General features: G+C 75.1%; 13 protein-coding genes. 8 read left to right on the top strand and 5 right to left on the bottom strand.

Translation table 11 applies throughout. From position 1 onward, the window contains the following. Positions 1-204 precede the first annotated feature (204 nt). The 7 genes from AC5K6T_RS03395 to AC5K6T_RS03425 all read left to right on the top strand — a co-directional run bounded on the left by AC5K6T_RS03395 (position 205) and on the right by AC5K6T_RS03425 (position 10,354). Positions 205-1,347 carry a nitronate monooxygenase gene (locus AC5K6T_RS03395; protein WP_493205471.1) on the top strand — a complete coding sequence of 381 codons (1,143 nt, stop codon included), beginning with the start codon at positions 205-207 and terminating at the stop codon, positions 1,345-1,347. Continuing rightward, on the top strand, positions 1,347-2,087 hold the full coding sequence (locus AC5K6T_RS03400; protein WP_493205473.1) for a 16S rRNA (uracil(1498)-N(3))-methyltransferase: 741 nt from the start codon (positions 1,347-1,349) through the stop codon (positions 2,085-2,087). Before AC5K6T_RS03395 ends, AC5K6T_RS03400 begins: the two co-directional genes overlap by 1 nt. A gap of 384 nt (positions 2,088-2,471) precedes the next feature. Next, positions 2,472-5,675: a S41 family peptidase gene (locus AC5K6T_RS03405; protein WP_493205474.1), complete on the top strand. Its 3,204-nt coding sequence runs from the start codon at positions 2,472-2,474 to the stop codon at positions 5,673-5,675. A gap of 63 nt (positions 5,676-5,738) precedes the next feature. Continuing rightward, positions 5,739-7,328 carry an IS1182 family transposase gene (locus AC5K6T_RS03410; protein WP_493205476.1) on the top strand — a complete coding sequence of 530 codons (1,590 nt, stop codon included), beginning with the start codon at positions 5,739-5,741 and terminating at the stop codon, positions 7,326-7,328. 666 nt (positions 7,329-7,994) lie between these two features. Then, positions 7,995-8,348 carry a histidine triad nucleotide-binding protein gene (locus AC5K6T_RS03415; RefSeq protein ID WP_493205477.1) on the top strand — a complete coding sequence of 118 codons (354 nt, stop codon included), beginning with the start codon at positions 7,995-7,997 and terminating at the stop codon, positions 8,346-8,348. Positions 8,349-8,354: 6 nt separating this feature from the next. Beyond that, entirely contained in the window at positions 8,355-9,263 is a 909-nt protein-coding gene (locus tag AC5K6T_RS03420; RefSeq protein ID WP_493205479.1) for a ribonuclease Z, read from the top strand. Positions 9,264-9,364: 101 nt separating this feature from the next. Beyond that, positions 9,365-10,354, top strand: a complete 990-nt coding sequence (locus tag AC5K6T_RS03425) for an adenosine deaminase (protein ID WP_493205481.1) — start codon at positions 9,365-9,367, stop codon at positions 10,352-10,354. Positions 10,355-10,414: 60 nt separating this feature from the next. Here AC5K6T_RS03425 and AC5K6T_RS03430 read toward each other — a convergent pair whose 3' ends face one another. Next, the gene (locus tag AC5K6T_RS03430) at positions 10,415-11,656 is read right to left on the bottom strand and encodes an MFS transporter (RefSeq protein ID WP_493205482.1); all 1,242 of its coding nucleotides are present in this window, start codon (positions 11,654-11,656) and stop codon (positions 10,415-10,417) included. Positions 11,657-11,978: 322 nt separating this feature from the next. Between AC5K6T_RS03430 and AC5K6T_RS03435 the strand changes: the two genes are divergently transcribed. Then, positions 11,979-13,106, top strand: coding sequence for a PfkB family carbohydrate kinase (locus AC5K6T_RS03435; RefSeq protein ID WP_493205484.1), 1,128 nt, complete (start codon positions 11,979-11,981; stop codon positions 13,104-13,106). 217 nt (positions 13,107-13,323) lie between these two features. On the opposite strand, the gene AC5K6T_RS03440 is transcribed toward AC5K6T_RS03435, so the two are convergent. From AC5K6T_RS03440 to ybeY, 4 genes are all read right to left on the bottom strand, one after another. Continuing rightward, positions 13,324-13,677 carry a cytidine deaminase gene (locus AC5K6T_RS03440; RefSeq protein WP_493205485.1) on the bottom strand — a complete coding sequence of 118 codons (354 nt, stop codon included), beginning with the start codon at positions 13,675-13,677 and terminating at the stop codon, positions 13,324-13,326. 137 nt (positions 13,678-13,814) lie between these two features. Next, entirely contained in the window at positions 13,815-14,174 is a 360-nt protein-coding gene (locus AC5K6T_RS03445) for an MmcQ/YjbR family DNA-binding protein (RefSeq protein WP_493205487.1), read from the bottom strand. Beyond that, positions 14,171-15,472 (bottom strand): hemolysin family protein, encoded by a 1,302-nt coding sequence (locus AC5K6T_RS03450; protein ID WP_493205489.1) that lies wholly within the window; start codon positions 15,470-15,472, stop codon positions 14,171-14,173. Before AC5K6T_RS03450 ends, AC5K6T_RS03445 begins: the two co-directional genes overlap by 4 nt. Before the next feature lie 7 nt (positions 15,473-15,479). Then, positions 15,480-15,977, bottom strand: a complete 498-nt coding sequence (gene ybeY, locus AC5K6T_RS03455; RefSeq protein WP_493205491.1) for an rRNA maturation RNase YbeY — start codon at positions 15,975-15,977, stop codon at positions 15,480-15,482. Between the last annotated feature and the right edge of the window lie 4 nt (positions 15,978-15,981).

Here is a 15,981-nt window from a genome sequence, read left to right on the forward strand (position 1 = left end):
CCGCGCGCGGCCGCCCCGGCCCCGCGGCGCGTCGTGTCGCGGGGCCGGGGCGGCCGGCGACCGTCCCGCCCGGCCCGCCTCCGGGCGGCCGGCGCGCCTTTCGCAACACGCCCCGGACGGGCCGGCGCAAGGCCTCCGCGCCGGGCCCGTACCCGCCGGAAGTCCCGATTCGGACTTGTCCGGGGGACATGGCACCATGCGGTCATGTCCTCCGCGCTGACCGATCTCGCCCCGCTTCCGATAGTGCAGGCACCGATGGCGGGCGGTGTCTCCGTGCCGCAGCTCGCCGCCGCCGTGTCCGAGGCCGGAGGGCTCGGGTTCCTGGCCGCCGGGTACAAGACGGCGGACGGCATGTACCAGGAGATCAAGCAGCTGCGCGGACTGACCTCCCGCCCCTTCGGCGTGAACGTCTTCATGCCGAGCCCCGACCACTCCGGCGCCGACCCCGACGCGGCGTTCGAGGCGTCCGGGACGCCGGCGGCCGCCCCGGCCCACTCCGCCGCGGTCGACCTCTACGCCCAGCAGCTCGCCGGGGAGGCCGCCTGGTACCGGACCGAGCTGGGTGACCCCGACAGCGGCCGTGACGACGGCTACGACGCCAAGCTCGCCGTGCTGCTCGACGACCCGGTCCCGGCGGTCTCCTTCCACTTCGGCGTGCCCGGCGCGGACGCCCTGGCGGCCCTGCGCCGCGCCGGCACCGTCACGCTGGCCACGGCCACCTCCGTGGAGGAGGCGGTGGCCGTCGAGCGGGCCGGCGCGGACGCGGTGATCGTGCAGGGCGTGGAGGCCGGCGGCCACCAGGGCAGCCACCGCGACCAGCCCGAGACGGAGGGCGCCGGCATCGGACTGCTCGCCCTGCTCGCGCAGGTCCGCGAGGCGGTCGCGCTGCCGATCGTCGCGGCCGGCGGGATCATGCGGGGCAGCCAGATCGCCGCCGTCCTCGCCGCGGGCGCGAGCGCCGCCCAGCTCGGCACCGCGTTCCTCGCCACCCCCGAGTCCGGCGCGCACCCGCTGCACAAACAGGCCCTGACCGACCCGCTGTTCACCCGCACCGAACTCACCCGTGCGTTCTCCGGCCGCCCGGCCCGCGGCCTGGTCAACCGGTTCGTGCGCGAGCACGGCCCGTACGCGCCGCCCGGCTACCCCGACCTCCACCACCTCACCGCGCCGCTGCGCAAGGCGGCAGCCAAGGCGGGGGACGCCCAGGCCATGTCGCTGTGGGCGGGACAGGGCCACCGGATGGCGTGCGACCTGCCCGCCGGGCGGCTCGTGGAGCTGCTGTCCGCCGAACTCGCCGCCGCCTGGACAGCGTTGTCGGACGGGCCGGCCCGAGGAGGTGCGTTCTGATGACGGCTCCGGTGTTCGTGACCGACCGACTCGACGACGCCGGGCCCGAGTTCGTGCTCGACGGCCCCGAAGGGCGGCACGCCGTCTCGGTGAAGCGGCTGCGGCCCGGCGAGGACGTCGTCCTCACCGACGGGCGGGGCCGCTGGGCCGAGGCCGTGGTGAAGGCCGCCGAGGGCAAGGACCGGCTGGTGCTGACCGGCCTCGGCCCGGTCCGCCAGGAGCCCGTCGAGCAGCCCCGCATCACCGTCGTCCAGGCACTGCCCAAGGGCGACCGCGGTGAACTGGCCGTGGAGACCATGACGGAGACCGGCGTGGACGCGATCGTGCCGTGGACCGCGTCGCGCTGCATCACCCAGTGGAAGGGCGAGCGCGGCCTCAAGGCCCTCGCCAAGTGGCGGGCCACCGCCCGCGAGGCCGGCAAGCAGGCCCGCCGGGTCCGCTTCCCCGAGGTCGCCGACGCCGCCACGAGCAGACAGGTCGCGGCCCTGCTGGCCGGGGCCGACTTCGCCGCCGTGCTGCACGAGAGCGGCGGCCGCCCCCTCGCCACCGCCGAACTGCCCGCCGGGGGCGACATCGTGCTCGTGGTCGGACCCGAAGGGGGCGTCTCCCCGGAGGAGCTGGCGCTGTTCGAGCAGGCCGGGGCCCTGCCGTACGTGCTGGGCCGTACCGTGCTGCGGACCTCCACCGCCGGGACCGCCGCCGCTGCGCTGCTGCTGGGCCGTACCGGACGCTGGTCCTGACGACGGCGGACCCGGGGGGTCCGGCGGGCCGGGGAACCCGTCCGGGTCCGCATGCCGTTGCCGTACGTGCTGGGCCGTACCGTGCTGCGGACCTCCACCGCCGGGACCGCCGCCGCTGCGCTGCTGCTGGGCCGTACCGGACGCTGGTCCTGACGACGGCGGACCCCGGGGGGTCCGGCGGGCCGGGGAACCCGTCCGGGTCCGCATGCCGTTCACCGGCTCGGCCGCCCGCCACCGGTTGGGCCGGCGTCCGCGCCCGCAGGCCGGGGCCGGACCCGGCCCGGAGCGCCGGCTTCTCCCCGGGCCGGCCGAAGTCCCCGCCGAAAACGGCCAACTGATCCGAACCACGGGCCACGGCCGCCCGCGCTGCCTACGCTTGATCGCGTGACGCAGACCCCAGCCCCCGCCCTGCCGGCGTACCTCCGCCACCCGCACGTCCACGGCGAGTCGGTCGCCTTCACCGCGGAGGACGACGTCTGGCTCGCTCCCCTCGGCGGCGGCCGGGCCTGGCGGGTCAGCGCCGACAACACTCCCGTGACCACGCCCCGCATCTCACCCGACGGCAGGCACGTCGCCTGGACCTCCACCCGCGACGGCGCCCCCGAGGTGCACACCGCCCCCGTCGACGGCGGGCCCGCCCGCAGGCTGACGTACTGGGGCAGCTGGAAGACACAGGTCCGCGGGTGGACCCCGGACGGGCGGATCCTGGCCCTCAGCACCCACGGCCAGGCCACCCTGCGCCGCACCTGGGCGCACGCCGTCCCGCTCGACGGCGGCCCCGCCGAGACCCTGCCGTACGGGCCCGTGGGCGACGTGGCGTCCGGCCCCGCCACCGTGCTGCTGTCCGCCCCGATGGGCCGTGAGGCCGCCTGGTGGAAGCGGTACCGCGGCGGTACCGCGGGCAAGCTCTGGATCGACCGGGACGGCGACGGCGCGTTCGTGCGGGTGCACGAGGACCTCGACGGCAACATCGAGCACCCCTGCTGGGTGGGGGACCGGCTGGCGTTCCTGTCCGACCACGAGGGCACCGGAGCCCTGTACTCCTCCCTCGCCGACGGCTCCGACCTGCGCCGCCACACCCCCCTCGACGGCTTCTACGCCCGGCACGCCGCCGGCGACGGCCGGCGGGTCGTCTACGCGTGCGGCGGTGAACTCCTGCTCCTCGACGGCCTGGACGGCGCCGCGCCGCGCCAGCTGGACATCCGGCTCGGCGGACAGCGCACCGACCGGCAGCCCCACCCGGTGGACGCCGCCCGCTGGTTCGGGGCGGCGGCCCCCGACCACAGCGGCCGCGGCAGCGCCGTCGGAGTGCGCGGCGCGGTCCACTGGGTCACCCACCGCTCCGGTCCCGCCCGCGCCCTCGCCGCCGAGCCCGGCGTCCGCGCCCGGCTGCCGCGCACCTTCCGGGCCGAGGGCGAGCAGTGGGCGGCGTGGGTGACCGACGCCGAAGGGGAGGACGCCCTGGAGTTCGCACCCGCCACCGGCCGCACACCCGGCGCCCTGCCGCACCGGATCGCCGGCGGCCGGCTCGGCCGCGTCCTCGATCTCGCCATGGCCCCCGACGGCACCCGCGCCGCGGTCGCCTCCCACGACGGGCGTGTCCTGCTCGTCGACCGGGACAGCGGCGAGGTCCGCGAGGTCGACCGCAGCAGGCACGGCGACGCCACCGGCCTCACCTTCTCGCCCGACTCCGCCTGGCTGGCCTGGTCCCATCCCGGCCCCCGGCCGCTGCGCCAGCTGAAGCTGGCCGACACCACCGACCTCACCGTCACCGAGGCGACCCCGCTGCGTTTCGACGACTACGCGCCCGCCTTCACCCGCGACGGCCGGCACCTCGCCTTCCTCTCCCACCGGGCCTTCGACCCCGTCTACGACGAGCACGTCTTCGACCTCGCCTTCGTCACCGGCTCCCGCCCGCACCTGATCACGCTCGCCGCGACCACGCCGTCCCCGTTCGGCCCGCAGCGGCACGGCCGCCCCTTCGAGGTGTCCGACAAGGACGAGACCCCCGACAGCGAGGGCACCCCCGCCACCCGCATCGACCTGGACGGCCTCGCCGACCGCATCGTGCCGTTCCCCGTCGAGGCCGCCCGCTACTCCCACCTGAGGGCCGCCAAGGACGGCGTGCTCTGGCTGCGGCACCCCGTGCGCGGCGTCCTCGGCGCCTCCCGGGCCACCCCCGACGCCCCCGACCCGCACACCGAACTGGAGCGCTTCGACCTCGCCGAGCAGCGCGTCGAGCACCTCGCCGCCGACGCCGACCACTTCGAGGTGAGCGGCGACGGCAAGCGGGTCCTGCTGTGGACCGACGGCCTCCTCAAGGTCGTCCCCAGCGACCGGCGGGCCGCCACCGACTCCGCCGGCGACACCCACATCACCGTCGATCTCGGCCGCGTCCGGCAGGCCGTCGACCCCGCCGCGGAGTGGCGCCAGATGTTCGACGAGACCGGCCGCATCATGCGCGACCACTTCTGGCGCGCCGACATGAACGGCGTCGACTGGGACGCCGTCCTCGACCGCTACCGGCCCCTCCTCGACCGCGTCGCCACCCACGACGACCTGGTCGACCTCCTGTGGGAGGTGCACGGAGAACTCGGCACCTCCCACGCCTACGTCGTCCCCGACGGCTCCGGCGGCTCCGGCGACCGTCAGGGCCTGCTCGGCGCGGACCTCTCCCGCCACGAGGACGGCGCCTGGCGCGTCGACCGCGTCCTGCCCGCGGAGACCTCCGACCCCGACGCCCGCTCGCCGCTGGCCGCGCCGGGCGTGGCCGTACGGCCCGGGGACGCCGTCGTCGCGGTCGCCGGGCAGCCGGTGGACCCCGTGACCGGCCCCGGCCCCCTCCTCGTCGGCACCGCCGGCCGGCCGGTGGAGCTGACCGTCGCCCCGGCGGGCGGCGCCGGCCCGCGCCACGTGGTCGTCGTCCCGCTCGCCGACGAGGAGCCCCTGCGCTACCACGCCTGGGTCGCCGACCGGCGCGCCCACGTCCACCGGGCCTCCGGCGGCCGGCTCGGCTACCTGCACGTCCCCGACATGCAGGCGCCCGGCTGGGCCCAGATCCACCGCGACCTGCGGATCGAGGTGGCGCGGGAGGGCCTCGTGGTCGACCTCCGGGAGAACCGCGGCGGACACACCTCCCAGCTCGTCGTGGAGAAGCTCGCCCGCAGGATCGTCGGCTGGGCGGTGCCCCGGGGCATGGAGCCCTACAGCTACCCGCAGGACGCCCCGCGCGGACCGGTCGTGGCCGTCGCCAACGAGTTCTCCGGGTCGGACGGGGACATAGTCAACGCGGCGATCAAGGCGCTCGGGCTGGGGCCGGTCGTCGGGGTCCGCACCTGGGGCGGGGTCATCGGCATCGACAGCCGGTACCGGCTGGTCGACGGCACGCTGATCACCCAGCCCAAGTACGCGTTCTGGCTGGAGGGCCCCGGCTGGGGGGTGGAGAACCACGGCGTGGACCCGGATGTGGAGGTGGTCCAGCGGCCTCAGGACTGGGCGGCCGGGCGGGATCCGCAGTTGGACGAGGCGGTGCGGGTCGCTCTGGAGGGGCTCGAGCACCGGGCCGCGCGGACGCCACCGCCGGCCTAGAAGGCTGCTGAAAATCTGGTGTTCTGGCCCCGGCTCGGTGGAGTCGGGGCCAGTCTTGTAGGCATGCAGGGGGAATGGGCCGGGGAGCCGGTCGGGCCGGATGTGTGGGAGACGTGCCGGGAGCTGATCCCGGCGGGGAGTGTGTTCGCGTTCCTGGCCGAGCACCGCGAGGTGCTGTTCCCGGCGGAGATGTTCGCGGACATGTATCCCTCGTCCAACGGCCGTCCGAGTCTGCCGCCACAGGTCCTGGCCGCGACCGTGGTGCTGCAGAGCCTGCACGGGCTGTCGGACTTCGAGGTCGTTCAGGAATTGCGGTGTGACCTGCGGTGGAAGGCCGCTTGCGGGCTCGGCCTGCACGACACCGCGTTCGATCCGTCGTTGTTGACGTACTTCCGGCGCCGCCTGCGCAACTCGGCCGATCCGACGCGGATCTTCACCAAGGTCAAGGAGGTCGTGGCCGCGACCGGGGTGCTCAAGGGCAAGCAGCGGCGGGCGCTGGACTCCACCGTCCTCGATGACGCGGTGGCCACCCAGGACACCGTCACCCAGATCATTTCCGCGATCCGGCGGGTGATCCGAGAGGTTCCCGGCGGCCAGGAGACGGCCGGCCGGTGGTGCACGGCCCACGACTACACCAACCCGGGCAAACCGAGGATCGCCTGGGACGACGAGACGGCCCGCGCCGCGCTGGTCGACGCGCTGGTCACCGACGCCCTCAACCTGCTCGGACACCTGCCCGAGCAGAACCTGGGCGAGAAGGCGGCGGACGCCGTCGGCCTGCTGGCCCTGGTCGCCGGACAGGACGTGGAACCCGCCAAGGACTCCGACGGCCGCGACGGCCGCTGGCGCATCGCCAAGCGCACAGCACCCGACCGGACGGTGTCCACCGTCGACCCCGACGCCCGGCACATCCACAAGAACCGCACCCGCCACCAGGACGGCTTCAAAGGACATGTCTCCTTCGAGCCGGAGACCGCACTGTTCACCGCCGTCGCCCTGACCGGCGGCTACGGGCCCGGCAACCACGAGGCCGCCATCGCCGCCGACCTGCTGGCCGACGAAGAAGAGGGCACGGAGTTAACCGTGCTCGGCGATTCCGCCTACGGCACCGGCGAACTGCGCGAGCGCCTTCAAGGCCAGGGCCACACCCTGGTGATCAAACCGCCGCCGATCCGGACGGCCGTCCCCGGCGGCTTCACCATCGACGACTTCCGCCTCGACCTGGCCGCCGGCACCGCGACCTGCCCGGCCGGACACACCGCCAACCTCGGGCAGGTCAAAGCAGACGGCGCCCGCACCGCCCAGTTCAAACGCCTCTGCGCCGACTGCCCCCTGCGGGAACGCTGCACCACCTCCAAGACCGGACGCACCGTGAACGTCCACCCCCAGCACGAACTGCTGGCCGCCGCCCGCCACCAGGCCGCCACCGACCCCGCCTGGCAGGACGAATACCGCCGATGGCGGCCCCCCGTCGAACGCGCCATCGCCTGGCTCGTCGGCAAAGGCAACCGCAGAGTCCCCCACCGCGGCGTGATCGCCAACAACATCTGGCTCCACCACCGCGCCGCCGCCCTCAACCTCCGCCGACTGATCAACCTCGGACTCACCCGGACCAGCACTACCACCTGGCACCTCACCCCCGCCACCGCATAGGGAAAGGGGCCATCCGGCCTCAGGCCGGACAGCCCCCAACAAGATTTTCAGCAGCCTTCTAGGGCGTGTTTCGAAAGTAGCGTCGTCTGCCCGAAGGGCAGGTCTGGCGGCGTCTGGTGCGTGCGATCGCAAGGCGGAGGGTCGCCCCGATACTGGATGTATCGGGGCGAGCCCGACAACGCGGCGAGCGTGCGTGCCAGACGCCGCCAGGCAGGCGGGACTTTCGAAACACGCCCTACGGCAGGCCGGCCCCGCCACGGCCAGGGAAGGCTGCGGACGGGCGAGGCGGGGTCCTCCTGGCCGGAGGCGCGGATGCCGTGACCCCGTCGGCCGGGCGCGGCCGCGCCGTGGGAGGCCGCGGGGTTCCCCACGCCCCTCGGGGGGCGGTTGTGCCGGGGTGTGGGGTCGCGTGGTCTGCGTGGTCTGCGTGGTGGCCGGGTGCGCCGCCGGGCGGCCGGGCGCGCGGCTTCCCGCGCGCCCGGCGGGTGTTGCGCCGGGGTGTCGATTCCTGTGGCCCGTGCGGTCGCGGGTGACCGCGGGGCCTCGTGGCCGGCCCCGCGGTCGTGCAGGGCGGGGCGGCAGGGGCGGCAGGGGCGGCGGGGGCGGCGGGGGCGGCGGGGATACGATTCGGGGGCAACGGATCATCCGGCCCGAGGAGGCACCCGCATGGCGGGCGAACCCCAGGAAGACTGCCTGTTCTGCAAGATCGTCGGGGGGCACATCCCCGCGACGATCGTCCGTGAGACCGACACGACCGTCGCCTTCCGGGACATCAACCCCCAGGCCCCCACGCACATCCTGGTCATCCCCAAGGTGCACTACGCGGACGCCGCCGAACTCGCCGCCGCGGAACCGCAGATCGCCGCGGACGTGCTGCGGGAGGCACGGTCGGTCGCCGACGAGGACCAGCTGGAGAGCTACCGGATCGTGTTCAACACCGGCAGCGGCGCGGGCCAGACGGTGTGGCACGCCCACGCCCATGTCCTCGGCGGCCGCGGCATGCAGTGGCCCCCGGGGTGAGCCGCCGTGTCCGTGCGTGAACTGGTGGTGCTCGGCACCGCGAGCCAGGTTCCGACCCGTCACCGCAACCACAACGGCTACTTCCTGCGCTGGGACGGCGAGGGCCTCCTCTTCGATCCCGGCGAGGGCACCCAGCGCCAGATGCTGCGCGCCGGGGTGGCGGCCCACGACCTGAACCGCATCTGCGTCACGCACTTCCACGGCGACCACGCGCTCGGGCTGCCCGGTGTCATCCAGCGCGTCAACCTCGACCAGGTGCCGCACGAGGTCACCGCCCACTACCCCCGGTCCGGCCGGCGCTACTTCAACCACCTCAGGTACGCCACCGCCTACCGCGAGACCGTGCCGCTGACCGAGGCACCCGTCGCGGAGGACGGCGTCGTCGCAAAGACCCCGCACTACCGGCTGGAGGCCCGCCGGCTCTCCCACCCCGTCGAGTCGTTCGGCTACCGCCTCGTCGAGCCCGACGGCCGCCGCATGCTGCCCGAACGGCTCGCCGCGCACGGCATCACGGGACCCGACGTCAGCCGCATCCAGCGCGACGGTGTCCTGCGCGGCGTCCCGCTGGCGGAGGTCAGCGAGGTCCGGCGCGGGCAGCGCTTCGCGTTCGTCATGGACACCCGGCTGTGCGACGGGGTGTCCGCCCTCGCCGAGGACTGCGACCTGCTCGTCATCGAGTCCACCTTCCTCGACGAGGACGCGCGGCTCGCCGCCGACCACGGCCATCTGACGGCCGGTCAGGCCGCCCGGGTGGCCCGGGACGGCGGGGTACGGCACCTCGTGCTCACCCACTTCAGCCAGCGCTACACCGGCACCGAGGGGGAGTTCGAGCGCCAGGCGCGGGCCGCCGGGTACGAGGGCGAACTGACCGTCGCGCACGACCTGCTGCGGGTGCCGCTGCCCAGACGACGCTGAGCCCCCGGCCCGGGCCCCGGCCCGGAACCGGAGCCGAGTGTCGCCGGGCCGTGCCGGGCCGCAGGCGGCAAACCATGGCCAGACGGCCGTACGATGCCGTAATGCCCCTCCCCAAAGCGGAACTGCACCTGCACATCGAAGGCACCCTGGAGCCGGAGCTGGCCTTCGGACTGGCCGCCCGCAACGGCGTGACCCTGCCGTACGCCGACACGGACGCCCTGCGCGAGGCCTACCGGTTCGACGACCTCCGGTCGTTCCTGGACCTGTACTACGCGCTGACGGCCGTCCTGCGCACCGAGCAGGACTTCGCCGACCTGGCCCGCGCGTACGTCGAGCGCGCCGCCGGGCAGGGCGTGCGGCACGCGGAGATCTTCTTCGACCCGCAGGCCCACACCTCCCGCGGCGTCCCCCTGGGCACCGTCGTCGAGGGCCTGTGGCGGGTGCTGGGGCGCAGCGAGGCCGACCACGGCGTCTCGACCCGCCTGATCATGTGCTTCCTGCGCGACGAGTCCGCCGAGTCGGCGCTGCGCACCCTCCGGGACGCGGAGCCGTACCTGGACCGGATCACCGGTGTGGGACTGGACTCCGCGGAGGCCGGCCATCCGCCGGTGAAGTTCCGCGCGGTGTACGAGGCCGCCGCCGCACTCGGTCTGCGCCGGGTCGCGCACGCGGGCGAGGAGGGACCGCCGGAGTACATCCGGCAGGCCCTGGACGTGCTCGGGGTGGAGCGCGTCGACCACGGGCTGCGCTGCATGGAGGATCCCGCCCTGGTGGACCGGCTGGTCCGCGACCGGGTGCCGCTCACCCTGTGCCCGCTGTCCAACGTCCGGCTCCGCGCGGTCGGCCGCCTCGCCGAGCACCCGCTGCCCGCGATGCTCGGCGCGGGCCTGCGGTGCACCGTGAACTCCGACGACCCCGCGTACTTCGGCGGCTACGCCGACGACAACTTCACCGCCGTACGCCGGGAGCTGCACCTCACCGACGAGCAGCTGCGCGAGCTGGCCCGCAACTCCTTCCTGGCCGCCTTCCTGGAGGACGACGAGGAACGGCGGGCCCGCTGCCTGGCGGAGGTCGAGGCGTACGCCTTCTGACGCGTGCGGCCGCGCGGGGAGGTGCGTCCGGTGAGACCGTGACGCCCGCGGCGCCGGGCGCTACGCCGCCTCGGCCGTGTCGTAGGCGCGGCGGGCCTCGGCCGGGGCGGTGTCCACGGGGATCTCCACCACGGGCAGCGGCCCGCGGGCGGTGCGGAGGGCGACCGCCGTCATCGGTACGGCGATCAGCAGCAGCCCGGCCGCCAGGATCGCGCCCATCGCCGGGAATCCGGCCTCCGCGGCGAGCACACTGCCGGTCAGCGGGCCCGCCGCCGTGCCCAGCGCGGAGGCCGAGCCGACGTACACCGCCCAGCGGCCGCGCGGATCGAGGGACGCGGCCAGACCGAGCAGGTAGGACAGGACGACCGGGTAGCAGACGTTCCAGGCGATCTCGCCGCCCGCGAAGGCGGGCAGGCCGCCGGCCGATGCGCTGACGGCGACGCACCCGGCGATCAGCGCCGTACCGGCGCCGATGGGCAGGGCGCGGCCGAGCCGTCGGCCGAGCGCCCCGGCGCCGAGCACCCCGAGCAGCCCGGCGCCCAGTGCGGTGGCGAAGACCGCGCCGACGGCCGCCTCGGTGAGGTGTGCCTGGGTGACCCCGATGGTTCCGCTGACCCCCCACAGGGCGTTCTGGGCGAGCGACCAGAACGGCATGGCGGCGGCGAGGACCAGTCCCGCGCGCAGACGGGGCAGCGGGGCCCGCGCACGCCGTGCGGCCCGTGCGGCGCGTCCGGCGAGCCCGGCGTGCGGCGCGGCCGCCGCCGCGGCGGCGGCGGGCAGGCGGCCGGTCAGCGGCCACACCGCGAGCGCGGTCAGGGCGATCGCGGCGGGCGCCGGGCCGTGTCCCGGGCCGAGGTGCGGGATCGTCAGGTACACGGCGCCCGCCAGCGCGGACACCCCGAGCAGCCCCAGCGTGGAGGTGCGGTGCGGGTCGGGTTCGGCGGCGATCCGGGTGGCGGCGACCGCGGTGACCGTGCCCGAGCCCAGCCCGCCGACGACCGCGCCGAGCACGATGACCGCCAGCGGGTCCGCGAGGGCCATGGTGCAGTAGCCGGCGGCGGCGAGGGCCAGCCCGGCGCGGGCGAGCGCCCGGGCGCCGGCCCGCTCCACCAGGGAGGCGGTCACGAAGCCGGCCGCCGCCGAACTCAGCAGCAGCGCGCTGCCGATGGCGCCGGCCTCGGTCGTCGTCAGCGGAAGGTAGGTGGCGAGCCGGCCGACGATGGTCGGCAGCAGGTAGGGGGCGAGGTACCCGGCCGTGAAGAGGGCGACCAGGGGCCAGGCAGTGGTGCGGGGGGCGGACACAGGCGTTCCCGGAACATGCGGAGGAAGCGGCACGGACGGCACGGACGGCCTGAACGGCACGGAGGGGGAGGGAGGCGACGACCGTCGACGGACAGGAACGCGCGGGCAATTTGTATCAAGCGGGGACGCGCCCACGGGAGGGCCTGCGATGTGATCTAGGTCACTTCTCCGTTTGCTGCGTGTTTCACTGGGTAAAAGCGCGTCTTTTCGCGGGTCGCGCCCGACCGGTCGCATCCCGTCCCCGGACCCGTCCCCGGGGCGTCGTGGTGCACACTGGCCACCATCCCCACCATGCGTCCACCGTGTCCCAGGGAGTGTCGTCGTGAGCGCGTCCGAGGTGTCCCCGGGTGAGGGGCGGCAGCACCGCTCCCCGGTCGCGGTCGACCCGCTCGCCGGCCTGCGCACCCCCGCGGACCCGCCCTGGGACGTCTACCTGACCGGCACCGTCTTCCTCGACATCATCTTCACCGGACTCGACTCCGCCCCCGTGCGCGGCACCGAGTCCTGGGCCCGCGGCATGGGCTCCAGCCCCGGCGGCGTCGCCAACATGGCCACCGCCCTGGCCCGGCTCGGCCTGCGCACCGGCCTCGCGGCGGCGTTCGGCGACGACCACTACGGCGAGTACTGCTGGGACGCCCTCGAACAGGGCGAGGGCATCGACCTCGGACCGTCCCGGACCGTGCCCGGCTGGCACTCCCCGGTCACCGTGTCCATGGCCTACGAGGGGGAGCGGACCATGGTGTCGCACGGCCACGAACCGCCCCCGGAGGAGCCCGCCACCGACTGCCCGCCGCCCGCGCGGGCCGCCGTCGTCTCCCTCGCCCCCGGCACCCGCACCCCCTGGATCGCCCGGGCCGCGGCGAAGGGGGCCCGGCTGTTCGCGGACGTCGGCTGGGACGGCACGGGTGCCTGGGACCTGTCCGGGCTGGCCGGCCTGGAGCACTGCGAGGCGTTCCTCCCCAACGCCGAGGAGGCCATGCGCTACACCCGCACGCGGTGTCCGCGGCAGGCGGCCCGTGCGCTGACCGCCCATGTCCCGGTGGCCGTGGTGACCCTCGGCGCCGAGGGCGCCTGCGCGGTCGACGGGCGGACCGGGGAGACCGCCGAGGTGCCCGCGATCGCCGTCGAGGCGCTCGACCCGACCGGGGCCGGGGACGTCTTCGTCGCCGGCTTCGTCACCGGCACCCTGGCCGGCTGGCCGCTCGCCGACCGGCTGGCCTTCGCGGGGCTGACCGCGGCCCTGTCGGTGCAGGAGTTCGGGGGCTCGCTGTCGGCGCCCGGCTGGAGCGAGATCGCCGCCTGGTGGGGCGAGGTCCAGTCCCACCCGGGCCAGGACCCGGCCGCGCTGCGCCGCTACGCGTTCCTCGACGCCCTGGTGCCCGACGGCTGCGTCCGGCCCTGGCCACTGCGCCGGGCCGTGCCGACGATCGGCTTCGGCCGGTCCATGTGACGGCGGCCGGGCCCCGCCCCGTGCGGCACGGGCCGCGCCCCGGCGGCCGCGACGCGGACCGCGCAGACCGCGCAGACCGCGCAGACCGCGCAGACCGTGCAGACCGGTGTCCGTCCCGGCCCCGGGCGGGGCCCAGCACCCGGTCACCCACCACGGCCGGCCCGGGCCGCCCCGGCCCCGGCGGTCCCGCCGCGGCCCGGCCCTGCCTCCGGAGGGCTCAGCCCGCGCTCACCGTCGCCCGTACGCTCCCGTCCGGCGCCGCCACCAGTACGGGAGTGCCCGGGCCGCCCAGGTCGCGTACGGCGGCCAGGTCCGGCCCGGCCGGGGCGTCCGCCTCCGTCACCACGGCGGCCGCCTCCAGCGAGCGCGCCCCGGACGCCACCGCCATCGCCACCGCCGTGCGCAGCGCGCTCAGCTTCAGCGACGCCAGCTCCACCGTCCCGGCGACATAGGTGCGGCCGGTCTCGTCGCGCACCGCCGCGCCCTCCGGCACGCCGTTGCGGGCGCGCGCCGAGCGGGCCAGGGTGACGATCTTGCGGTCCTCGGGGTCGAGCGCGTTGCTGTCGGTCATGGAGCGAGGATACGGAGCGGCGGCGCACCCGCCGCGCGCCGGGTCGCCGCCCGGCCGGCGCGCCGCCCGGCCGGCGCGCCGGGGCCCGGGCGAGCCGCGGCACCGCCGGCGTCGGGCCGGCGCCGCGCGGCACCGGGTCAGGGCCGGCCGAGGCGGAGCCGGTCGGCGCGCGGCAGGCCGGCCACGACCAGGTCGTAGGAGTCCTCGACGAGTTCTCCGACCAGGTCCGCGGGCAGCTCACCGTCCACGGTCACGGTGTTCCAGTGCCGCTTGTTCATGTGGTAGCCGGGCACGATCAGGCCCGGGTGCCCGGCTCGCAGCCGCAGCGCGTCCTCCGGGTCGCACTTGAGGTTGACCGTGAGGGGTCGCGCGCCCAGGTCGGTCAGCGCGAACAGCTTGCCCAGCACCTTGAAGACGGAGACCTCCGGGCGGAACGGGAAGTCCTCCACCGCCGCGTTGAACGACAGACACAGCGCGCGCAGCTCCTCGGGGGTCACTCGGTTCGCTCCTCCGTGGTCGCGGCCGGCTCCTCCGGCTCCACCAGCACCGTCACGATCTTGTTGCGGCGGCCCGCCGCGGCCTCCGCGGTGAGCCGCAGCCTGCGCCCGTCGGGCAGCTCGACCGTCGCCCGGGCGCCCGCGATGGGGACCCGGCCGAGGGCCTTGGCGAGCAGACCGCCGACCGTCTCCACGTCCTCGTCGTCGTACTCCTCCAGGCCGTACAGCTCGCCGAGGTCGGTGATGTCGAGGCGGGCGGTGACCCGGTGCCGGTGGTCGCCGAGGTCCTCCACCGGCGGCAGCTCACGGTCGTACTCGTCGGTGATCTCCCCGACGATCTCCTCCAGGATGTCCTCGATGGTGACGATCCCGGCCGTGCCGCCGTACTCGTCGATGACGACGGCCACGTGGTTGCGCTCCTTCTGCATCTCGCGCAGCAGGTCGCCGGCGTTCTTGGTGTCGGGCACGAAGAACGCCGGGCGCATCGCCGTCGACACCAGCTCCGACTCGGCGTCGCGGCTGATGTGCGTCTTGCGGGCCAGGTCCTTCAGGTACACCATGCCGACGATGTCGTCCTCGCTCTCACCGGCGACCGGTATCCGGGAGAACCCGGAGCGCAGGGCGAGGGTGAGGGCCTGCCGGATGGTCTTGTACCGCTCGATGACGACGAGGTCGGTGCGCGGCACCATCACCTCCCGCACGAGGGTGTCGCCGAGCTCGAAGACGGAGTGCACCATGCGGCGCTCCTCGTCCTCGATCAGCGACTCCTGCTCGGCGAGGTCGACCAGGGCGCGCAGTTCGGCCTCGGAGGCGAACGGGCCGCGCCTGAAGCCCTTGCCGGGGGTGAGGGCGTTGCCGAGGAGGATCAGCAGGGAGGGGACGGGGCCCATGATCCGCGCCAGCGGCAGCAGCACGTAGGCCGCGGCGGTGGCCGTGTTCAGCGGGTGCTGGCGGCCGATGGTGCGCGGGGACACGCCCACCGCGACGTACGACACCAGGACCATGACGGCGATGGCGACCAGCAGCGCCTGGACGGTGGAGTCGAACTCCGCCAGGCAGGCGTAGGTGACCAGGGAGGCGGCCGCCATCTCGCAGGTCACCCGCACCAGCAGGGCCACGTTGAGATAGCGGGTGGGGTCGGCGGCGACCTGGGCGAGGCGGGCGCTGCCGCGACGGCCCGACTTGACGGCCTCGTCGGCGCGGAAGCTGGACACGCGCGCGATGCCGGCCTCCGCGCACGCGGCCAGCCAGGCCACGACCACCAGCAGGATCGCGCCGAGGACGAGTTGCGGGCTCATGGCCGGCTCACGCCACGGTGGGGGCCGGGGACGGGCCGGTCAGGCCCCTCTCCTGGCGCCAGCCGTCCACGATGGCCGCCTGGAGCCCGAACATCTCCGCCTTTTCGTCGGGCTCCTCGTGGTCGTAGCCGAGCAGGTGCAGCACACCGTGGACGGTGAGCAGCTGGAGCTCCTCGTCCATGGTGTGCTGCGTCGGCGCCTCCGCGCCCTGCTTCTCGGCGACCTCCGGGCACAGCACGATGTCGCCGAGCAGGCCCTGCGGGGCCTCGTCGTCGTCCTTCGCGGGCGGGCGCAGCTCGTCCATGGGGAAGGACATGACATCGGTCGGGCCGGGCAGGTCCATCCACTGGATGTGCAGCTGCTCCATGGCGCCGGCGTCCACGACGATCACCGACAGCTCGGAGAGCGGGTGGATGCGCATCCGTGCGAGGGCGTAGCGGGCGATGTCGAGGATCGCCTGCTCGTCGACCTCGGTTCCGGACTCGTTGTTGACGTCGATCGACATGGTC

This window comes from Streptomyces sp. B8-7, from assembly GCF_058833805.1.